At 71.9% G+C, this 20,330-nt stretch carries 15 protein-coding genes and 1 pseudogene; 6 read left to right on the forward strand and 10 right to left on the reverse strand.

Annotation, left to right across the window (positions count from 1 at the left end):
- Nucleotides 1–115 precede the first annotated feature (115 nt).
- Nucleotides 116–616 (reverse strand): SCO4402 family protein, encoded by a 501-nt coding sequence (locus J8N05_RS03760; protein WP_107015415.1) that lies wholly within the window; start codon nucleotides 614–616, stop codon nucleotides 116–118.
- Nucleotides 617–733: 117 nt separating this feature from the next.
- On the opposite strand from J8N05_RS03760, the gene J8N05_RS03765 reads away from it, so the two are divergent.
- Nucleotides 734–2,062, forward strand: a complete 1,329-nt coding sequence (locus J8N05_RS03765) for an ABC transporter substrate-binding protein (protein WP_210881055.1) — start codon at nucleotides 734–736, stop codon at nucleotides 2,060–2,062.
- Nucleotides 2,063–2,129: 67 nt separating this feature from the next.
- Here J8N05_RS03765 and J8N05_RS03770 read toward each other — a convergent pair whose 3' ends face one another.
- Nucleotides 2,130–3,947 (reverse strand): hypothetical protein, encoded by a 1,818-nt coding sequence (locus J8N05_RS03770; RefSeq protein WP_210881056.1) that lies wholly within the window; start codon nucleotides 3,945–3,947, stop codon nucleotides 2,130–2,132.
- 231 nt (nucleotides 3,948–4,178) lie between these two features.
- Entirely contained in the window at nucleotides 4,179–5,564 is a 1,386-nt protein-coding gene (locus J8N05_RS03775) for a transcriptional regulator (protein ID WP_210881057.1), read from the reverse strand.
- A 300-nt stretch (nucleotides 5,565–5,864) separates the two neighbouring features.
- Here J8N05_RS03775 and J8N05_RS03780 point away from each other — a divergent pair, with 300 nt between their 5' ends.
- The 3 genes from J8N05_RS03780 (at nucleotide 5,865) to J8N05_RS03790 (ending at nucleotide 9,120) form a co-directional block, all read left to right on the forward strand.
- On the forward strand, nucleotides 5,865–6,548 hold the full coding sequence (locus J8N05_RS03780; RefSeq protein WP_210881058.1) for a bifunctional DNA primase/polymerase: 684 nt from the start codon (nucleotides 5,865–5,867) through the stop codon (nucleotides 6,546–6,548).
- Between the two features lie 200 nt (nucleotides 6,549–6,748).
- Nucleotides 6,749–7,519 (forward strand): ABC transporter ATP-binding protein, encoded by a 771-nt coding sequence (locus J8N05_RS03785; RefSeq protein ID WP_210881059.1) that lies wholly within the window; start codon nucleotides 6,749–6,751, stop codon nucleotides 7,517–7,519.
- Nucleotides 7,516–9,120, forward strand: a complete 1,605-nt coding sequence (locus J8N05_RS03790; protein ID WP_247706133.1) for a transporter — start codon at nucleotides 7,516–7,518, stop codon at nucleotides 9,118–9,120. The genes J8N05_RS03785 and J8N05_RS03790 overlap by 4 nt, the downstream gene beginning before the upstream one ends.
- Nucleotides 9,121–9,392: 272 nt before the next feature.
- Here the strand turns inward: J8N05_RS03790 and J8N05_RS03795 are convergent, their stop codons facing one another.
- Nucleotides 9,393–10,301, reverse strand: a complete 909-nt coding sequence (locus tag J8N05_RS03795; protein ID WP_210881060.1) for an alpha/beta fold hydrolase — start codon at nucleotides 10,299–10,301, stop codon at nucleotides 9,393–9,395.
- Nucleotides 10,302–11,073: 772 nt separating this feature from the next.
- Nucleotides 11,074–11,766, reverse strand: a complete 693-nt coding sequence (locus tag J8N05_RS03800) for a metal-dependent transcriptional regulator (RefSeq protein ID WP_107015407.1) — start codon at nucleotides 11,764–11,766, stop codon at nucleotides 11,074–11,076.
- Between the two features lie 271 nt (nucleotides 11,767–12,037).
- On the opposite strand from J8N05_RS03800, the gene J8N05_RS03805 reads away from it, so the two are divergent.
- A complete protein-coding gene (locus J8N05_RS03805) occupies nucleotides 12,038–12,796 on the forward strand; it encodes an SIS domain-containing protein (RefSeq protein ID WP_210881061.1) in 759 nt (252 codons plus the stop codon).
- A 252-nt stretch (nucleotides 12,797–13,048) separates the two neighbouring features.
- Here the strand turns inward: J8N05_RS03805 and J8N05_RS03810 are convergent, their stop codons facing one another.
- A complete protein-coding gene (locus J8N05_RS03810) occupies nucleotides 13,049–14,425 on the reverse strand; it encodes a PAS domain-containing protein (RefSeq protein ID WP_210881062.1) in 1,377 nt (458 codons plus the stop codon).
- Nucleotides 14,426–15,093: 668 nt separating this feature from the next.
- A complete protein-coding gene (locus tag J8N05_RS03815) occupies nucleotides 15,094–16,194 on the reverse strand; it encodes a citrate synthase 2 (RefSeq protein ID WP_210881063.1) in 1,101 nt (366 codons plus the stop codon).
- A 299-nt stretch (nucleotides 16,195–16,493) separates the two neighbouring features.
- On the opposite strand from J8N05_RS03815, the gene pdxH reads away from it, so the two are divergent.
- A complete protein-coding gene (gene pdxH / locus J8N05_RS03820; RefSeq protein ID WP_210881064.1) occupies nucleotides 16,494–17,183 on the forward strand; it encodes a pyridoxamine 5'-phosphate oxidase in 690 nt (229 codons plus the stop codon).
- A 221-nt stretch (nucleotides 17,184–17,404) separates the two neighbouring features.
- Here the strand turns inward: pdxH and J8N05_RS03825 are convergent, their stop codons facing one another.
- The 3 genes and pseudogenes from J8N05_RS03825 to J8N05_RS03835 form a co-directional block, all read right to left on the reverse strand.
- On the reverse strand, nucleotides 17,405–18,019 hold the full coding sequence (locus tag J8N05_RS03825; RefSeq protein ID WP_210881065.1) for a TetR/AcrR family transcriptional regulator: 615 nt from the start codon (nucleotides 18,017–18,019) through the stop codon (nucleotides 17,405–17,407).
- Nucleotides 18,007–18,750, reverse strand: a complete 744-nt coding sequence (locus tag J8N05_RS03830; protein ID WP_210881066.1) for an enoyl-CoA hydratase family protein — start codon at nucleotides 18,748–18,750, stop codon at nucleotides 18,007–18,009. Before J8N05_RS03830 ends, J8N05_RS03825 begins: the two co-directional genes overlap by 13 nt.
- Nucleotides 18,747–20,311, reverse strand: a pseudogene (locus tag J8N05_RS03835) (4-coumarate--CoA ligase family protein). Before J8N05_RS03835 ends, J8N05_RS03830 begins: the two are co-directional and overlap by 4 nt.
- Between the last annotated feature and the right edge of the window lie 19 nt (nucleotides 20,312–20,330).

Genomic DNA, 20,330 nt, shown 5'->3' on the forward strand with positions numbered 1-20,330 from the left:
CTGAGCGCGCAGTTCCCCGCGCCCCTTAGGGGCGAAAGCTGGGGCGCAGCCCCGCTTTCAGGGGCGCGGGGAACTGCGCGGGTGACCCCCACCGACCCGCACGTACGACGAATCCTCAAGCGGAGCGGGTCATGATCTGCAATACCTCAAGCGTGCGGGGCGGAACGTCCGGATCCTCCCCGTCGCTCACAGCCATCCGCACATGCGCATCCCGCGCGGCCCGAACCGCATCGGCCCACCCCGCATGTTCGAGATACACGGAGACGGCCGCATCAGGCCCCACCTGATGCATGATCCTCAACACCCGCAACACCGCGGAGTCGACCAGCGCCGCCTCCTGCGAGTCCCGGAAGATCGTCCCCACATATTTCTCGGCTGACCAGTTGTCCAGCCAGGTGTCCTCGACAAGGCGATAGACGGCGTCGGTCACATCCCCGTACCCGTCGACCCCCGCGAGCCATATCCCCCGCTGGAACTCGGTGTCGGAAAGCATGTGCAGCGCGGAGCGCACATTGCTGCGCCAGCGCCACCACGGCATATCGTTCAGTGGCATGCCGCCCATGGTGGATGAGCGACGCCCGCGACGGGAAGAGTTCTCCGAACCTTGCACGGTCACCGATCGTACGTTCCCGCCGAACCGGCCCACCCCGCACCCCGGTGTTCACCCGGACGTCACCATGCGTTGACCAAGGGTCACACCAGCCGTAGCGGTGTGACGGAATCGTGCGTAACCATGACCGGCCGGCGACGCACCCGCAGCTTCCTCCCCGCCCTGCACCTCCGCCCCCACCCTCGCCCCCGCCTGCGCCTCCCCGCCGCCAGGGCGAGAGTGCTGTCGGCGGGCGCGCTGGCGGTGTGTCTGTCGACGGCCGTCGGTTGCGGTGTCGTCCCCGGTGTCACAGGGGGTTCCGGGGACGACACGATCACCGTCATGACGTGGGCGCCCGAAAAAACCAAAACGACCAACAAGCCCGGAATGCCCGCCCTGGCCAAGGCGTACGCACGCTGGGTCAACTCCCAGGGCGGCATCAACGGCCGCAAGCTCAAGGTGCTGACCTGCAACGACCACAACGACACGGTGGCGGCCGCGAGCTGCGCCCGCCGCGCCGCCGCGGAGAACGTCGTCGCGGTCGTCGGTTCGTACAGCCAGCACGCCCGCTCCTTCCTCGCCCCGCTGGAGGCGGCCGGCATCCCCTACCTCGGCGGATACGGCGTCACGGACGACGAGTTCACGAGCCCGCTCTCGTACCCGGTGAACGGCGGCCAGCCGTCCCTGCTGGTCGGCCTGGGCCAGCAGCTGGCCAAGTCCTGCGGCCCGGTCACACTCGTCCGCCCCGACACGATCGCGGGCGACGAACTGCCCGTACTCCTGGACTCGGGGCTGACCTCGGGCGGCCACAAGGCCTCCGTCGACCAGCGGGCCGCCGAGGACGCCACGGAGTTCTCCGGGCACGCCCAGCAGGCCCTGCAGCGGGTCACGAAGGACCCGCAGGAGGAGGGCTGTGTGATACCCGCGCTCGGCGACCGCACGGACACCTTCATGGACTCGTTCCGGCGGACCCGCGAGGACTACCCGGCGGTACGGACGGCCTCCGTGCTGGGCAGCATCGATCAGTCGATGATCGACGCGACGGGAAACATGTACGAGGGCTCGTACGTCACCGGCTGGTACCCCGCGTCGAGCGACAAGCGGTGGAGCCGGATGCGCGAGGTCATCCAGAAGGAGGCGTTCGGCGACAACCGGATCGACGCCTCCGATCCCGGCGTGCAGACGACCTGGATCGCGTACACCGTCCTGAAGCAGGCCGTCGAGTCGCTGGGCGACGGCGACGTGACCGCGCGGTCGATCAGGCGCACGCTCGACGACGGGCTGAAGGTCGACACGGGCGGGCTCACCCCGACCCTGAACTGGAGCTTCCAGGACCTGATCGCGGCGAGCGGCTTCGCGCGCCTGGTCAACGCGGACGTGACCTTCCAGGTGGTGCGCAAGGGCAAGCTGGTCACGGAACGCAAGGGCTTCGTGGACGTCTCGAAGGTCCTGGAGACGACCCAGACATCCTGATCGTCCCCGCGGACCGCAACGGCCCGGACCCGGACCCAGCCGTCCCGCCGACGAACCGAACCCTTGATCAGAGCTGCCCCGGCTGCCGCTCCGTGAGGTCGTAGGTCTGCGCGATGGAGTTCCACAGCTTCGCGGCCTTGGCCTTCTGCGTGGTCGCGGTGCCGCTCTCGCGGTTGCCCGCGGCGGTCTGCCCCGTGGACCGGGCCTGCCCCTTGTTGCAGCCCTTCTTGCCCGCGGCCTGGTCCGCCCACGCGGCGTAGTGGGTGTCCGCCGCGGCGGAGGCCTTCCACGCGCTCTTGAGCGCGGCGGTCAGCTGCGCGTGGTTCTCCAGCTTGTCCACGGACAGCCCCGCGAGCCGCGTGACCAGTCCGTTGCGCTGCTCGGCGGCGTCGCGCAGATCGGTGGCCGCCTGGCCGAGGTCGGTGCACTTGCGTACGTTGTCGACGGCCTTGACGACCGAGTCACGGCTGTTGCCACTGTCCGCCAGGAGCTTGTCCAGGGCCACGGCCTGCTTCTCCTCCGGCCCCGCCGAGGACGAGCCCGAGTCCTCGGTGGCCGGCGCGGTCGCCGCGACCGTCGTGTTCTCGTCGCCCTTGTCCTCCTCGCCCCCGCCACCGCTGAGCAGGGCGCCCGCGCCGATGCCCAGCACGGCGATACCCACGCCGACGGCGGCGATGAGGGGGACGCGCGACCGGGAACGGCCACCGCGGCCGTGGTCACCGTCCGCGGCGGCCCGGCGTGCGCCACGCCCGCCGGGACCCTCGGGGCCGGCGGGCGCACCGGCGCCACCGGAGGCGCCGAAGCCGCCGGGCGTACCGAAACCGGCCGGAGCACCGAACTCGGGCGAGGCACCGCCCGGTTGTCTGCCCCGCCGCGACCGCGGCTGGTCGACCGGGGGCAAGTGCTGGGTGGCGCCCGCGGCGTCGGCCCGGAAAAGATTGTCGAACTCGGCGGGCGGCTGCTGCCGGTCCTCCGGCCCGGGCCCGCCCGGCCGTACGCCGAATCCGGCCGCGCCGGGCTGCGAGGGCACAGGCGCCATGAACTGGGTGGGCTGGGCGTCGGGGTCGACGGCGGCGGGCAGCGGCCCGGGACCGTCGGACGGGACCCGCCCGAGGTACTGCGTGGAGTCACCGGAAGCCGTGTTCGCTCCCGTACCCGCACCCGCCGCGGGCATCTCCGGAGGCAACGCCCCGGGCCCCACCGGCGGAAGGAACTGCGTGGCGCCCTCGTCCATGGGAGCGGCGCCACTGACGGGCGGCAGGAACTGGGTCGCGCCCTCGTCCATGGGGGCGGCGGGCGGCAACGCTCCCGCTCCCGCTCCGGAGACGTCCGGGTAGCCGTAGCCGCCCTGGCCGTGCGCCCCGGAAGGGCTCCCGGCGGGGTTCTGCGTCTGCGAGACCCCGTACCCGTCACCGGTACGGCCGTCGTACTGCTGTTGCTGCTGAGGCTGTGCCTGGGGTATCGCGCCGCCGGGCGGCTGCGGGGCGGCGCCCCACTGACCGCCCTGGGCCTGCGCCCCGTACGGACCGGCAGGCGGCTCGGTGTACTGCGAGACCTGCCCGCCACCACCGGACGCACCCCAGCCCGAGCCCTGCGCGCCCTGGCCGGCGGCACCCTGCGGCCCGGCGCTCCAGCTGGATATCTGCGTATCGGGCGCCTGAGCGGCACCACCGGCCCCGCCACCCGCGTTACCGGCATTACCCCACTCGTCGGCCTGCGGAGCGGACCGCGGACCCCACGGCTGGTCCCAGGCCTGACCGCCCGCCGGGACCGCGCGGTCGCCGGTCTGGCCCGGCAGGAGGGGCTCGCCGCCGTCGGACGGCAGCACGATGCCTTCGCGCGCGGGTCGCGCCGAGGGCTCGTCGCCCTGTCCGTTGTGCGTCACCGGGACTCCTACGAATGGGGGACCTTCGGAATCGTCGGTTCACGCTACCGGGTCCCCAGGAGCCGGTGCCACGCAGCACGGGACGTGACACCCGCCACCGGGGACAGTGGGTGACAAACCGCCCCCGGAAAGCTGTTCGAGCCCCCTTTTTGCGCCTCCTTTCCCAACGCGTGCTTCTTTTCTCACACGTTCACGCCCGGCCGGCCCGGACCGGCTCCCGCCCCGGCGGCCCTAAGCGGCCGCCTGAAGCTCCATCCGCGCGCCGAACTCCCGCACCACGGGCTCGTCCCTGTACGGCTCCAGGCGCTGCTGGAAGTCGTCCAGGTACTCGGCGCCGCGGTTGGAGCGCAGCGTGCCCAGCAGTTCGACCGCGCGCAGGCCCGTGTGGCAGGCCTCCTCCACCTCGCGCTGCTGCACCTGCGCGCTGGCCAGGAGCACGTACCCGATCGCGCGCCGGCGGGCCCGTGACTCGGGGTGCCCGTCGAGGGACTCCTGCGCGCGCCGCGCCGCCGCCTCGGCCTGCCCCAGATCACGGTGACAATGCGCCAGTTCGTCGGCGAGATAGGCCTCGTCGAAGTGCGCGATCCAGCGCGGGTCGTCCCCGGACTCCGGATCGGCCTGCTCCAGCGCCGCCACGGCCCGGCCGGACGCCGACTGCGCCGAACGCGCGTCGCCCAGCAAGGCATGGCCCCGCGCCTCCGCGGCGTGGAACATCGACTCCGCGCGCGGTGTGACCCGCCCGCGCGCCCCCTCCTGCGCCGCCCGCGCCAACTGGGCGATCTCCCGGGGGTTTCCGAGCTGTGCGGCCAGGTGGCTCATGGACGCGGCGAGCACGTACCCGCCGTATCCACGGTCGCCCGCCGCCTGCGCGAGCCGCAGCGCCTGGATGTAGTAGCGCTGCGCGAGACCCGGCTGCCCGGTGTCGATCGCCATGTAGCCGGCCAGTTCCGTCAACCGCGCGACCGCGGCGAAGAGTTCACGCCCGACCGCTTCCCGATACGAACCCGCCAGCAGCCCGGAGACGACGCTGTTCAGGTAGTGCACGACGACCGGGCGGACATGCCCGCTGCCGTACTGGTGGTCGAGGTCGACGAGCGCCTGCGTCATCGCGATCACCGCCGCCACGTCGGACTGCCCGACCCGTGGCCCGGCCGAGCGCGAGACCTGCGCGTCCGGCGACGAGATCAGCCAGTCCCGGCTCGGCTCGACGAGCGCGGAGGCCGCGACGGACGAACCGGACAGGAAGTCCCGGCGCCCCACGTCGCTGCGCCACAGCTCGCAGACCTGCTCGATCGCGCCGAGGACCGTCGGCGAGAACTGCAGACCCACGCCCGAGGCGAGGTTCTTGCCGTTCGCCATGCCGATCTCGTCGATCGTGACGGTCCGGCCCAGCTTGCGGCCCAGCGCCTCGGCGATGATCGCGGGCGCCCGGCCGCGCGGCTGCTGTCCGCGCAGCCAGCGCGCCACGGACGTCTTGTCGTAGCGCAGATCGAGACCGTGTTCCGCGCCGCACATGTTGACCCGGCGGGCCAGACCGGCGTTGGAACAGCCCGCTTCCTGAATGAGCGCCTGCAGTCGTTCGTTCGGCTGCCGCGCGACGAGAGGCCTTGCGGCCATTGGCGTACCCCCTGTGGCTGCGGTGCCTGCCCACGCGCACCGAGTTGATGAGCTCTCAGTGACCGGGATCTCCCGCCCCTGGCGAAGGGAGCGAAAGTCCGGCCTCGAAGATCAATGCCCCGCGGACATACCGAAGATGCGAGACATGCGAGGATTGCCGGGTAAAGGCTGCTGCCCGCCCCACACAGGGCTACCCACCCCCCGCTGCCGCCTCCCATGCGCGCCCCCACAGATGCATCCATGCGCCCCACGCGTGGGATCGGTGCTCCTCCCCCGCGCGCGCGGGGCCCGTAACCCCTGATGGGTGCGGGAGTTGAGTTCAGCGTGGAAGAGACCATCGCAGGCACCGAGACCGCCCAGATCCCGAAGCAGCGCGGCGAGTCGCTGCAGGACACAGCCGTGCGCTATGCCGAGGAGCGCCACTGGGACGTGTTCCCCGGCACCTGGCTGGAGGCCGTCGACGGCGTGCAGTGCTGCTCGTGCGGCGATCCGTCGTGCGCGGTGCCCGGCGCGCACCCGGCGCGCGACGACTGGGAGACGGTGGTCACGGGCAGCGTGACCGTCGCGCGCCGGCTGTGGGCGAAACAGCCCGCGGCGTCGATCCTGCTGCCGACGGGGCGGACGTTCGACGCGATCGACGTGCCCGAGACCGCGGGGTTCCTCGCGCTCGCGCGCATGCGGCGGATGGAGCTGACGCTCGGGCCCGTGACGTGTACGCCGGATCGGCGCATGCAGTTCTTCGTGCTTCCCGGAGCGGCGGCGAAGGTGCCCGATCTCGTACGGAAGCTGGGGTGGCCGCTCGCCTCCCTCGACCTGGACGTGCTCGGCGAGGGCACGTACGTGGCCGCGCCGCCCACGCGGTTCGGGGCGCGGGGGGCTGTGCAGTGGGCCTGCCGGCCTACGCCTGCGAATCGGTGGCTGCCGGATGCGGAGGAACTGATCTCGCCGCTCGCGTACGCGTGCGGCCGCGACGCACGTCGGTGACGCCAGCCGTCGCGCCCGTCCGGTGGACATCTGACGGCCCGGTGGGGGCCGTTCGCGCAGTTCCCCGCGCCCCTTAAGGGGCGCGGGGAACTGCGCAGTCTTTTGTCTTTTAGGGGCGCGGGGAACTGCGCGGGCAACCCCCGCCGGGCTGCGCGTGCGGACAACGCGCGGCTCCGAACACGTCACGTATCGTGCGGAGCATGACGGTCGCGGTGCGAGTACACGGGCTCTGGAAGCGGTTCGGGGAGCAGATCGCCGTCGCGGGGATCGATCTGGAACTGCCCGCGGGCCAGTTCATCGGCCTCGTCGGCCCCAACGGCGCGGGAAAGACCACCACCCTCTCCATGGTGACCGGCCTGCTGCGCCCGGACCAAGGCACCGTCGAGATCGTGGGCCACGACGTGTGGCGCGACCCCACCGAGGTCAAGGCCCGCATCGGCGTACTCCCCGAGGGCCTGCGCCTCTTCGAACGCCTCTCCGGCCGCGAACTGCTCGCCTACACCGGCCGCCTGCGCGGCCTGCCCGGCACGGAGGTCGACAAGCGCGCCACCCAGCTCCTCGACGTACTCGACCTCGCCGGAGCCCAGCACAAACTGGTCGTCGACTACTCCACCGGCATGCGCAAGAAGATCGGCCTTGCCGCGGCCCTGCTGCACAACCCTGAAGTGCTGTTCCTGGACGAGCCGTTCGAGGGCGTCGACCCCGTCTCCGCCCAGACCATCCGCGGCGTCCTGGAGCGCTACACCGCCTCCGGCGCGACCGTCGTCTTCTCCTCCCACGTGATGGAGCTCGTCGAGTCGCTCTGCGACTGGGTCGCCGTGATGGCCGCGGGCCGCATCCGCGCGCACGGCCCGCTCGCCGAGGTGCGCGGCGAGGCGCCCTCCCTCCAGCAGGCCTTCCTGGAACTCGTCGGCGCGAACGGCCGCACCACCGGTTCCGACCTCGACTGGCTGGGCGGCGGCGCCAGGTGAGCGCCGACTCCGTCACCTCCGTCACCCCCGTCGTCGTACGGCTGAAGCTGTCCCTCCTGCGCAACGGTCTGCGGCAGTCGTCCGGGCGCCGGGCCGCGTACGTGGCCTCGCTCGTCGTCGTCCTCCTCTTCGCCGCGCTCCAGCTCCTCGGCCTGATCGCGCTGCGCGGCCACTCGCACGCACTGAACGTCACCGTGCTGCTGACGGCCGTTCTGGCCCTCGGCTGGGCCGTGATGCCGCTCTTCTTCCCCGGCGGCGACGAGACCCTCGACCCCACCCGCCTGGTGATGCTCCCGCTGCGCCCCCGCCCCCTCGTACGGGCCCTGCTGGTGGCGTCGCTGGTCGGCATCGGCCCTCTCTTCACCCTGGTCCTGCTCGTCGGCTCGGTCGTCGCGACGGCCCACGGGGCGGCGGCGTACGTCACCGGCGTCGTCGCGATCGTTCTCGCGCTCCTGCTCTGCGTGGCCCTCGCACGGGCCGTCGCGACCGCCAACCTCCGTCTGCTGACCAGCCGCAAGGGCCGTGACCTGGCCGTTCTGAGTGGCCTGGTGATCGCGGTGGGCGCCCAGGTCGTCAACTTCGGCGCGCAGCGGCTCGGTTCGTCGGGCCTGGCCACGCTGGACCCGGCGGTGGACGTACTGCGCTGGGTGCCGCCCGCGTCCGCGCTCGGCGCCGTGGACTCCGTCAGCGAGGGCTCGTACGCCGTCGCCGTCGCCCAGCTCGCCCTGAGCGGCCTGGCCCTCGCGGCGCTGCTGAGCTACTGGCAGCGGACCCTCACCCGGCTGATGACCTCGCCGGACGGCTCGACCCTGCAGGCCGCCGAGCCCGTACGGGACAAGGCGGGGCGTTCCTCCGGGCTCGGCCGGCTGCTGCCCGCGGGGCGCACGGGCACGGTCATGGCACGCAGCCTGCGGTACGTGTGGCGGGATCCCAAGACGAAGGCCGCGTGGGTGACCTCGCTCGCGATCGGCCTGATCGTGCCGGTGTTCAACGCGTTGCAGGGGACCGGCTCGATCTACTTCGCGTGCTTCGCGGCGGGGATGCTCGGCATCCAGATGTACAACCAGTTCGGGCAGGACACGTCCGCGTTCTGGATGGTCGCGATGACGATCTCCTCGACGAGGGACGCGTACGTCGAGCTGCGGGGCCGGGCGCTGGCCCTCCTCCTGATCACCCTCCCGTACACCGCTCTCGTCACCGTCCTGACGACGGCGCTGCTCGGCGACTGGGGCGCCCTGCCCGAGGTGCTCGGGCTCTCCTTCGCGCTGCTCGGCGCGATGCTGGCGACGGGTGCCTGGTCCTCGGCGCGGTTCCCGTACTCGATCCCGCAGGAGGGCTACAAGAACGTCGCTCCCGGGCAGGCGGGGCTGGCCTGGATCGCGATCTTCGGTGGCATGGTCTCGGCCGCGCTGCTGTGCGCGCCCGTCATCGCCCTCACCATCTGGCTGAACGTCTCGTCCACCGGCGGGAACCGGACCTGGCTCCTGCTCCCCCTGGGCACGGCCTACGGCACCCTCCTCACCCTGTCGGGCCTCCGCCTGGCCGCCCCCCGAACCTCCCGCCACCTCCCAGAAATCCTGACAGCGGTAAGCAAGGGCTGACCTCACTGCTTCCAGGGGCGCGATGAACGGCGCAATCTTTTGGCTTTGGCTTTGGCTTTCAGGGGCGCGGGGAACGGCGCAGTCTTTTGCCGTTTAGGGGCGCGGGGAACTGCGCAATCTTTCGCCTTCCGCCCCACAGGGCCGCGGGGAACAGCGAGCCTTCCGCCTCCAGGGGCGCGGGGAACTGCGCAGTCTTTTAGGGGCGCGGGGAACTGCGCGACCAGCCCCCACCGGGCCCGCAGCCGGACGACACAGACCCTCCCCCCGACCCCCTACCGAAGCACCTCGTCCAGGAACGGCTCAACCGCCGCCCGCCAAGCCTCCGGCTGGTCGTAGTGGACAAGATGCCCCGCATCCACCACCTCCGCATACCGCCCATCAGGCAGCACCCGAACCATCTCCTGCGACTCGGCCCGCCCCAACTCCCCGTCCAGCCCCCGGACGACCAGCGTGGGACACCGCACCTGCGCCAGTTCCTCCCAGTGCGCGTCGTACACCCACGTCTCCCGCGACTTGAGCATCTGCTCGGGCTCGAAGACCGGCCGCCACCCGTCCTCGTGCTCGACCATCACCTCGGCGTAGAACTCACCGCGCGAGGTGTTCGGCCGCTCCACCCAGGGGTCGTCCTCGCCGAACCACTTCCGGACGTCCGCGAGCGTGGCGAACGGGACCGGCCAGGACTTGAACCACTCCTCCCACTCGCGCTGCGAGGCCGCCCCGAGCGCCGAGGCCCGCATGTCGCAGATGACCAGGCCCCGCACCAGGTCGGGCCGTCTGGCCGCGAGCTGCCAGGCCGTCAGGGCGCCCATGGCGTGCCCGATGAGGACGGCGGGGGCGAGGCCCAGCTCTTCGAGAGCGGCCTCCGCGTCCTCGACGTACGCCCCGCGCGTGTACTCCGTCTCCGGCGGCTTCGCGCTCTGTCCGTGGCCCCGCTGGTCGAGCGCCACGGCCCGGTGCCGCTCGGCGAGCCAGCGGGCGGTGGACGCCCAGTGCGAGGCGCGGCCCATGAGTCCGTGGAGCAGGAGCACGCCGGGCGCCTGCTCGCCCCCGCCGGCCCTCGCCGCGCCCGCACCGCCCCTGTCCGCACCGCCCCTGCCCGGATCGGTCTTGGGAGGATCGGCGAACTCCCAGGCAGCGAGGCGTATCCCGCTCGCACCGCTCACGTCGATGCGCCGCACCATACGCTGGCACCCCCCTTGATCCGCTCGGCCGGCTCGTCCCGCACGAGCCCGCCGGTCCACTCTTGCCCTTCGCCGTGCCGCTGCTCCTGCTGGTTGTTCCTGCGTAATCAGTGGTCGTTCCGTCACCCATACGCTATCGAATGCGTATTCGAAAGTGGGCCTCTCGGCGGTAACACCCCTCCTTCGAGTGACCTCGACCAAGGATTGACCGCCGCCGCCGAGGGGAGATCTTCAACGGGAGGCGGGCCGCTCGGGGAAAACGGTCCGAAGGGGATGACCCTGGGAGCTCGGGGCTCCGGGTCAGCACAGGGGAGGACAGGCCTCGGCGCCTCAGGGCGCCGAGGCCCTCCTCACGTCCACGGCACATCCTTGCGCCCCCTCCCCGACCGCGCGTCGGCGCCGCTGCCGTCCCGGTCCAGAGCCCTCAGGTCATATGCCTATCGCGACAGCCTCGCATGGGAACGGCCCATTCGCTGCGATTCCGCGCACTGAATCTCTGTTTCTGCGGGAACGCCGAGGTGGGGCAACTGGGGCGCCTGTTAAGGGAGTTGACGGCGATGTCCGGAGCGTCGGGAAACGGCCGCGAGCGGTCCTGGTCAGGGCCCCGCTCCCCGGGGTGCCCCCGGAGTACGCCGACGCGCACGACGGCGCCCGGACAGGCGCACGGAGAACCGCGCGACCGGCCCGGCAGGGTCGCGCGGGCGGCCCCGCTCCCCGTACGGGCCTGTGCGCACAGCGCACAGGGGTCGACGGGCAGTGGTTCCCCCCGCTGCTACCTCTTCGCCACGAACACGTGGGACGCCACGTCCGACTCCAGCTCCGCGGCCTCCCCGCCGCTGCCCACGAGCACCCCGCCCGCGGACTCCGTCACGCTCACCACCGAACCGGGCTGTACGCCCGCCCGGCGCAGCGTGTACATCAACTGCGCGTCCGTCTGGATCGGCTCGCCGATACGGCGTACGACGACCGTCTTGCCGTCGAGGCCGGGGTCGAGGTCGGCCAGCGAGACCATGCCCGCGTCCAGGAAGGGGTCCGCCCCGTCCTTCTCGCCCAGCTCCTCCAGGCCCGGGATCGGGTTGCCGTACGGCGACTCGGTCGGGTGGCGGAGCAGTTCGAGCACGCGGCGCTCGACCGCCTCGCTCATCACGTGCTCCCAGCGGCAGGCCTCCGCGTGCACCTGCTCCCACTCCAGACCGATCACGTCGACGAGCAGGCACTCGGCGAGGCGGTGCTTGCGCATCACGCGCGTGGCCAGCCGGCGGCCCTCCTCCGTGAGCTCCAGGTGGCGGTCGCTGGCGACGGCCACGAGACCGTCGCGCTCCATGCGCGCCACGGTCTGGCTGACGGTCGGCCCGCTCTGGTCGAGCCGCTCGGCGATCCGGGCGCGCATGGGGACCACACCTTCCTCCTCCAGCTCAAGGATGGTGCGGAGATACATCTCCGTGGTGTCGATCAGTCCGGACATACGTGCCCCTCGATTAGCTCTGCCGGAGGCTGGGTGGCTCACCGGCGTGTGCGCTGGCCCTGGCATCAATTCTGACGCATCCCACTGACAACCGTGCCGCGCCGTGGGAACCACGTGGTGACGAGTGCCCGCGCGATGCGGCCGGGCCCGGCACCCGGCCGGGCGGAGAGGGACCCTCGTGACCCAGTGTCGCCCCTGTGGAGCGTATTGACACAGCAGTGGTCCAGACCGCAACGTGATCCGCGACACGACAGGGGAAGGGGCTTCGCCGATGAGCGACAGCAAGCTGGCCGGGCAGTTCTTCGACGCCGCGATCGGCCTGCTGCAGCGGGTACGGGACGAGGAGGCCGCGTCGATCGAGGCCGCCGCGACGATGATCGCCGACACGGTCGCCGACGGCGGGCGGCTCTTCGCGTTCGGTGCCGGGCACTCGTCGCTGGCCGCGCAGGACCTCGTCTACCGCGCGGGCAGTCTCGCGCTGATGAACCTGCTCGCCGTGCCGGGCGCGGTCGGCGTCGACGTCATGCCCGCGACGCTGGGCTCCGCGCTGGAACGGGTCGACGGGCTCGCGAGCGCGGTCCTCGGGTCCAGCCCCGCCCGCTCCGGGGACCTCCTGGTGGTCATCTCCCTCTCCGGGCGCAACGCGCTGCCCGTCGAGATGGCGATGAGCGCCCGCGCGCTCGGGCTCAAGGTCATCGGGGTCACGTCGGTCGCGTACGCGTCCGAGACGGCGTCCCGGCACGCGTCGGGGACGTACCTCAAGGACCACTGCGACGTCGTTCTCGACTCGAAGATCGCGATCGGTGACGCGGAGCTCACGCTCGACACGATCGCGGCGCCGTTCGCTTCCGCGTCCACCGTCGTGACCTCGGCGCTCCTGCAGTCCGTCATGGCGACGGCGGCGGGTGTCCTCGCGGACCGCGGGTTCGAACCTCCGCTTCTGCGGTCGGGGAACGTGGACGGCGGGCTGGAGTGGAACGACCGGGTGTTCGAGGAGTACGGGGACCGGATCTTCTACTGGCAGCGCTAGCCTGCCGGCGGGTGCGGCTTGAGTGCGGGGCTGCGCCCCTGCACCGGGCGCGTTGTCGGGTGCGGGTCGCCTGTGGCTGGTCGCGCAGTTCCCCGCGCCCCTGGAAGGCGGGGCTGCGCCCCTGCCCCCGGCGCGCTGTCGGGTGCGGGTCGCCCGTGGCTGGTCGCGCAGTTCCCCGCGCCCCTGAAAAGCCGGCTTCGCCGTGCCTTTCATCTTTGCGGGGGGGGGCTGGGGGCGCAGCCCCCAGGGGGGTCACGGGAGGGTTGCCGCCAGGTCCAGGGCTGCGGCGATGCGGACGGCGACATCCTCCGCGTACGTCGCGTCGAAGCGTTCGAACTGCGTGCGGCTGGCGCCGCGCAGGAACGTGACGACGCCCAGCGTCCGCCCACGGCTGCGCAGGACGACGCACAGCGCGTGCACCGAGTCCGCGGGCCACTGCCGGGCCACGGCCCAGTCGCGCATGCGGTCCGGCTCGGTCGACCCCGCACTGGCGCGTACGGAACCGATCCGCTCGACGCACTGCAGCGCCGGATGCCCGTCGGAGTAGCGCACGGGCAGCCCGGCCCGCCCCGCGGGCAGGCTGGGACCAGGCGCCCCGGAGGGCGTGGCGGGCCCCCGTACGAGCCGGACCGGGCCCTCGCCGTCCGCCACCGAACCCCCGGCGACCCGGTCGATGAGCGCGTGGTCGGCGAATCCGGCCAGCGCGAAGTCGAGGTGGACGGACGCGGCCTCCGCCGGGTCCTCGCACTCGGCGGCGGCCCGCGCGGCCCGGTGCAGCTGGTTCGTCCTGAAGCGCAGCAGCGCCGCTTCCTGCTCGGTCTGCTTGCTCTCGGTGACGTCCTGGAAGAGCCAGCCCACCCCGAGCGGAACCGGTTCCTCCGTGAGCGGTGAGGCGAGCCGCACGAAGCCGCTGCGCCAGCAACGGCGCCGCTCCCCCTCCGCGGTCCGCAGCGTCACCCACATCTCGGCGGGCGCGGGCGGCGCACCCTCCGCGAGGACGTGTGTGAGCGCGCTCTCCAGCTCCTCCACGCCCTGTGCGATCAACTCGCCCAGGGGACGGCCCAGTACGGCCGTACGTCCCGTGCCGAGCGCCCGCGCGGCGTGTCCGTTGACCACGGCGGGCCGCAGATCGGCGTCGACGAGGACGACACCCCAGGAGGCGTCGTCGAACAGGGCCTCGCTCAGGGCGATCGACCGCTCCAGATCGATCTGCGCGTGCACCTCGCTGAAGGCGCAGTACACCCCGGCCGGCTTCCCGTCGGGCCCCGGCACGGCGGCCGACTGGGTCCGTACGAGCACCCGGCCGCCCTCCTTGGTGAGCAGCGCGAACTCGTGGACCTGCCGGCCCGGGGCCTGCATCGCGGACAGCAGCCGGTTCTCGATCTCCTCGGCGTCAGCGGCCCGCACGGCCCAGTCGGCGAACCCGTGCCGTCCGACCGCCTCGGCCGCGGTCCAGCCGAGGATCCGCTCGGCCTCACGGTTCCAGTGCGTCACCACTCCGTCGGCGTCGAACGCGCACAGCGCCGCGTCCATCCCGTCGAGCAGAGCGGCCAGCAGATCGGCCCCGTCCCGCTCCGGCTCGTCCGGCCCGAGCTCGTCCGTGGTCCCACTACGCCGCGAAGCACTCACCTGGCACCCCCTGCAGGCCGTGTCGGCGTGTCCTGCGCGGTGTGCCCGCGCGTCTGTCCACTCACTACGAATCACTCACTAGGAATCATTCAACTCGAACGTGACGCAGCCCACATCTGGTTCCCGCAAGATTGCGGAAATCGTTGTGCGCGGGCACTTCACCCCCGGTCGGCCGGATCTCCGTCGTCCCGGCCCCCTCACAAGATCGCTTCCCACGCCGACGCCGTCAACGCATCGGAACCCCGGAAAATCGCCGTCCCGGAAAATCACTTGAGCGAAGCCGCGACGCTTCTTAGTGTGTGTCGCACGCCGAAAGGAGGTGATCGGGTACATGTCTGAAACCCGGACCAGCGAGGTGGCTGCGGGCTAGCGGCCCGTCACCACACACAGTGCGGTGCCGGACCAGTGCGTGAGACGAACGTGCGGCCGGCCCAATCTCAGCAGTCACCCGACCCGCGTGCTCGCCGGTAAGTCCGGCCGGCCCCCTCCTCGGAGGGGACCCGAGCACGCGGGTCGTCTGCGTTCCCGTTCCCGCCGGTACGCCGCACTCGCCGCCCCACCTCGCCCGTACGCCGTACGTGCCCCCGCGTGTCACACGTGTGGCGGCGCCCCATGTTCTCGTAGCCCCATGGAGAGCGCCGCCACATGTGCCGTGCACCCATACGAAATCAGTGGGCGATGTCTCCGTAGCCCTCGATCTCGGCCGGGTTGCGGGTGCCGGGGCCGGTGTAGCGCGCGGACGGCCGTACGAGGCGGCCGGTGCGCTTCTGCTCCAGGATGTGCGCGGACCAGCCGGCGGTACGGGCGCACGTGAACATCGAGGTGAACATGTGCGCCGGGACCTCCGCGAAGTCCAGGACGATGGCGGCCCAGAACTCGACGTTCGTCGCCAGGACGCGGTCCGGGCGGCGGGCGTGCAGTTCGGCGAGGGCCGCCTTCTCCAGGGCCTCGGCGATCTCGAAGCGTGGGGCTCCCAGTTCCCGTGCGGTGCGGCGGAGCACCCGCGCGCGCGGGTCCTCGGCGCGGTACACCCGGTGGCCGAAGCCCATCAGGCGCTCGCCCTTGTCGAGGGCCTGCTTGACGAACGCGTCGGCGTCGCCCGTGCGTTCGATCTCCTCGATCATGCCGAGGACGCGCGAGGGGGCACCACCGTGCAGCGGCCCCGACATGGCGCCGACGGCACCCGAGAGGGCCGCCGAGACGTCCGCGCCGGTGGAGGCGATGACGCGGGCGGTGAACGTGGACGCGTTCATGCCGTGCTCGGCGGCGCTGGTCCAGTAGGCGTCGACCGCCGCCACGTGCTTGGGGTCGGGCTCGCCGCGCCAGCGGATCATGAAGCGTTCGACGACGGACTGCGCCTTGTCGATCTCCCGCTGCGGGACCATCGGCAGGCCCTGGCCGCGGGCGGACTGGGCGACGTACGACAGGGCCATGACGGCGGCGCGGGCGAGGTCCGCGCGCGCCTGCTTCTCGTCGATGTCGAGGAGCGGTTTGAGGCCCCAGACGGGGGCGAGCATGGCGAGCGCGGACTGGACGTCCACGCGGATGTCACCGGAGTGGACGGGGATCGGGAACGGCTCGGCGGGCGGCAGGCCGGGGTTGAACGCTCCGTCCACGAGCAGCCCCCAGACGTTGCCGAAGGAGACGTGGCCGACCAGATCCTCGATGTCGACGCCCCGGTACCGCAGGGCGCCGCCCTCCTTGTCCGGTTCGGCGATCTCCGTCTCGAAAGCGACGACTCCCTCAAGTCCGGGTACGAAGTCGGACATCAGGCGGCTCCTCATGATGTGTGCGACAGACGATGTGTGGGATGTGCGCTGTGCGGGGTGAGCTGTGCGAGGGGTGGGTGGTGCGGTGTCCTTGTGGGTGCGAGCGTGCGGTTACGCGGTCGCCTCTTGGACTCGCGGTCCGTACGTCACTCCGGTCATGCCCCGTGCGGTCGGCGGTCACCCAACCTCTTGACAGCTGGACGATATCCCTTGGTGTCACCTTTGGGGAGAGTACGCGGCACTCAGTGCCAGTCAGTGATGAAGCCCACGCCCGCCGACGAGTACGGCAGGATGACCGGGTGACCGACAGTGACCCCCTTCTCGGCCCCCCGCTCGACCCCGCGTCGATGCGCAAGCAGTACCGGGCCGCGGGACTCGACGAGACCGAGCTGGCCGACCACCCCATGGAGCAGTTCGCGCGCTGGTTCGTACAGGCCGCGGCGCACGGTGAGGCGCTGGGCGGGGTGTACGAGCCGAACGCGATGGTCGTCTCCACGGCGGACGCCGAGGGGCGGCCCAGTTCCCGCACGGTGCTGCTGAAGCAGTACGACGAGCGGGGGTTCGTCTTCTTCACGAACTACGAGTCCCGCAAGGCGCGCGAGCTGACCGAGAATCCGCACGTGTCGTTGCTCTTCCCGTGGCATCCGGTGGCGCGGCAGGTCGTCGTCACGGGGACCGCGCGGCGTACGGGGCGGGACGAGACGGCGGCCTACTTCCGTACGCGGCCCCATGGGTCGCAGCTCGGGGCGTGGGCCAGTGCGCAGTCCTCCGTCGTGTCCTCGCGGGACGAGCTGGACGCGTCGTACGCGGAGCTGGTGGCGCGGTATCCCGAGGGGGAGCAGGTGCCTGTGCCGCCGCACTGGGGTGGGTTCCGGGTTTCGCCCCGGGCGGTCGAGTTCTGGCAGGGGCGGGAGAATCGGCTGCACGACCGGTTGCGGTACGTGGTCCAGGAGGATGGGGTCTGGCGGGTTGAGAGGCTCAGTCCCTGAGGGGGTGCCCCTCCGACCCCCTCGCGGTAGGGGGTGGCGCCTGGGCATCGGTTGCGTCCGACCCGCCGTCGTGGCTGGTCGCGCAGTTCCCCGCGCCCCTAAAGGCAAAAGATTGCGCCGTTCCCCGCGCCCCTTAAAAGCCAAAGGACTGCGCCGTTCCCCGCGCCCCTGAAAGACAAAGGCAAAAGACTGCGCCGTTCCCCGCGCCCCTTGCGGAGGCCTCAGCCCAGTGCGTTGTCCAGGATTGCTGCCCACTGGGTGACCACCCCTGCGCGGCGGGTCGTGTCGTCCGTGAGGAGGTTGGCGAGGCCCAGGCCCCGGGACATGTCCAGGAAGCCCTGGACCGTTTCGCGGACGCCGGGGCGGGTCTCGTCGGCGTTCAGGAGGTCCACGGCGATGCGATGGGTCTCGCGGCCGACGCGGCCCTCCAGTTCGGTGACGCGGGAGCGCAGCTGGTCCTCGTTGGAGGCGGCGACCCACAGATGCAGGGCGGCGCGGAACAGAGGACCCGTGTAGAGGTCGACCAGGGCGACGACGACGGCACGACGGTCGGCCGCGCCCTCGGGGAAGAGGGCGCGCAGCGCGGTGGAGCGTTCCTCGGCGACGTACTCGACGGCCGCCGTGAAGAGGTCCTCGCGGGTCGGGAAGTGGTGCTGGGCGGCGCCTCGCGACACCCCCGCGCGTTCGGCGACGACGGAGACCGTGGAGCCCGCCCAGCCGCGTTCGGCGAGGCAGGCGACCGCGGCTTCGAGGAGGCGCTGCCGGGTGGCGCGGCTGCGGTCCTGTTTGGGGACGCGCTCCGCCGGCGCCTGTGCCGCGCCGTTCACCAAACCCATGAGGCATCCCGTCGTTCGAGGAAGGCGGTCATTCCCTCGCGGGCCTGCGCGGAGGAGAACAGCCGGGCCGAGAGCGCGGTCAGGTCGGCCGCGTCCCGGTCGAAGGTGTCCAGCACCTTAGCCGTGAGCAGCCGCTTCGTCTCGGCCAGCCCCTGGGGCGAGGACCGTCGCAGCCCGTCGAGCACCGGCGCGAGTACGTCGTCCACGTCCTCCCCCGCCGCCCCCGCCACCGTGACGAGGCCGATGCGGGCGGCCTCGGCCGCGTCGAACTTCTCGCCGGTGAGGTAGTAGCGGGCCACCGCGCGCGGGTCGAGGCGCGGCAGGAGGGGCAGCGAGATCACGGCGGGGGCGACCCCGATGCGTACCTCCGTGAAGGCGAACGTGGCCTCCTGGGAGGCCGCCGCGACGTCGCAGGCACCGAGCAGTCCGAGGCCGCCCGCGCGGACGTGTCCGGTGACGCGGGCGACGACCGGCTTGGGCAGTTCGACGATCTGCCGCAGCAGGGCGACGAGCGTGTCGGGGTGCGGGGGGTCGTTGAGGTCCGCGCCCGCGCTGAAGGTGTTGCCGGTGTGGGTGAGGACGACGGCGCGTACATCACCGTCCTTGCCGGCTTCCGTCAGCGCGTCCGCCAGATCCGCCACCAGCCGTGCGGAGAGGGCGTTGCGCCGCTCGGGCGCGTCGAGCGCGAGGGTGGTGATCCCGCGCTCGTACGACCGCCGCACCGTCGTCATGCGCGCTCCCGCAGTTCTCGTCGGAGGATCTTCCCGGAGGCCGCCCTGGGCACCGCGTCGAGGAACGTGACGTGCCGGATCTTCTTGTACGGGGCGACGCGCTCGGCGACGTACTCCATGATCTCCTCCGCCGTGAGGTCCGGCGCGTTGCGCTGACGCACCACGTACGCGTGCGGCCTCTCGTTGTTGTCGGTGTCGTAGACCCCGATGACGGCCGCGTCGGCGAGGCCGGGGTGCGTCAGCAGGAGGGCTTCGAGTTCGGCGGGGGCCACCTGGAAGCCCTTGTACTTGATGAGTTCCTTGACCCGGTCGACGACGTACAGCCAGCCGTTCGCGTCGACTGGCCGACGTCCCCGGTGGAGAGCCAGCCGTCGTCGTCGATCATCGCGGCCGTCTCGACGGGCCGGCCGAGGTAGCCCTTCATGACCTGGGGGCCGCGGATGACGATCTCGCCGCGTTCGCCGACGCCGAGGTCCTTTCCGGAGTCGTCCAGGGAGACGATGCGCATCTGCGTCCCGGCGATGAGTTTGCCGACGCTTCCTGGGGGCGGGTTCTTCTCCTCCAGAGGGACCACATGGGTGCCGGGCGAGAGTTCCGTCATGCCGTACGCCTGGCCGACCGGCGGCAGGCCGAGCCGGCGCGCGCACGCTTCGGCGAGTTCGGCGTCCAGGGGGGCCGCCGCGCTGATGACGTACTTCAGGGACGACAGGTCGTAGCCCTCGACGGCCGGGTGCTTGGCGAGGGCGAGGACGATCGGCGGGGCCACGTAGAGGCCGGTGATGCGGTGTTTCTCGATGGCCGCGAGGAACGTGTCGAGGTCGAAGCGCGGCAGCACGACGACGGTGGCGCCCTGCCTGAGGGGTGCGTTCATGAGGGCCGTCAGCCCGTAGATGTGGAAGAACGGCAGCACGGCGAGGATGCGGTCGCCGGGGCCCATCGGCATGGTGGGCGTCAGCTGCGCGAGGTTGGTGGCGATGTTCCGGTGGGTGAGCATCACACCCTTGGGGGTGCCGGTCGTCCCCGAGGAGTACGGGAGGGCCGCCACGTCCGTCACCGGGTCGATGTCGATCCGCGGCTCGGGGGCGGTGGAACCCAGCATGTCGAGCAGCGAGCGGTGCCCTTCCGCCTGGTCGCAGACGAGGATCTCCCGGATGCCGCCCGCGAGTTCGGCCGCCGCGCGGGCCGTCTCCAGGAGCGGCGACACGGTGACGATCCACTGGGCTCGGCAGTCCCGCAGCTGTTTCGCGAACTCCTCGGGCGTGGCGAGGGGGTGCACGGTGGTGACCGACGCCCCCGCGCGCGTGGCGGCGTAGAACGCGGTGGGGAAGGCGACGGTGTTGGGGCTGTGCAGGGCCAGGACGTCGCCCTTGCGGACGCCGAGTTCGGCGAGCGCGGCGGCGATCCGGCGGTGGAACGTGTCGAGTTGGGCGTAGGTGAGGGTCATGCCGTTCACGCCGTCGATCAGCGCGGGTGCGTCGCCCCGGGAGGCGGCGCTGCCCAGCACCGCCTCGTGGATGGGTTCTTCGACGGCGGGAACGTCCTCGTACTCGCTGCGGAACACCATGGCGGGCCCTTTCCAG

Source organism: Streptomyces liliiviolaceus, from assembly GCF_018070025.1.
GTDB classification, from domain to species: domain Bacteria; phylum Actinomycetota; class Actinomycetes; order Streptomycetales; family Streptomycetaceae; genus Streptomyces; species Streptomyces liliiviolaceus.

Coding starts and splice junctions, on each gene's coding strand:
- J8N05_RS03765 (WP_210881055.1), top strand. CDS start 734: ATGACCGGCCGGCGACGCACCCGCAGCTTCCTCCCCGCCCTGCACCTC.
- J8N05_RS03775 (WP_210881057.1), bottom strand. CDS start 5,564: ATGGCCGCAAGGCCTCTCGTCGCGCGGCAGCCGAACGAACGACTGCAG.
- J8N05_RS03780 (WP_210881058.1), top strand. CDS start 5,865: ATGGGTGCGGGAGTTGAGTTCAGCGTGGAAGAGACCATCGCAGGCACC.
- J8N05_RS03785 (WP_210881059.1), top strand. CDS start 6,749: ATGACGGTCGCGGTGCGAGTACACGGGCTCTGGAAGCGGTTCGGGGAG.
- J8N05_RS03795 (WP_210881060.1), bottom strand. CDS start 10,301: ATGGTGCGGCGCATCGACGTGAGCGGTGCGAGCGGGATACGCCTCGCT.
- J8N05_RS03800 (WP_107015407.1), bottom strand. CDS start 11,766: ATGTCCGGACTGATCGACACCACGGAGATGTATCTCCGCACCATCCTT.
- J8N05_RS03805 (WP_210881061.1), top strand. CDS start 12,038: ATGAGCGACAGCAAGCTGGCCGGGCAGTTCTTCGACGCCGCGATCGGC.
- J8N05_RS03815 (WP_210881063.1), bottom strand. CDS start 16,194: ATGTCCGACTTCGTACCCGGACTTGAGGGAGTCGTCGCTTTCGAGACG.
- J8N05_RS03825 (WP_210881065.1), bottom strand. CDS start 18,019: ATGGGTTTGGTGAACGGCGCGGCACAGGCGCCGGCGGAGCGCGTCCCC.
- J8N05_RS03830 (WP_210881066.1), bottom strand. CDS start 18,750: ATGACGACGGTGCGGCGGTCGTACGAGCGCGGGATCACCACCCTCGCG.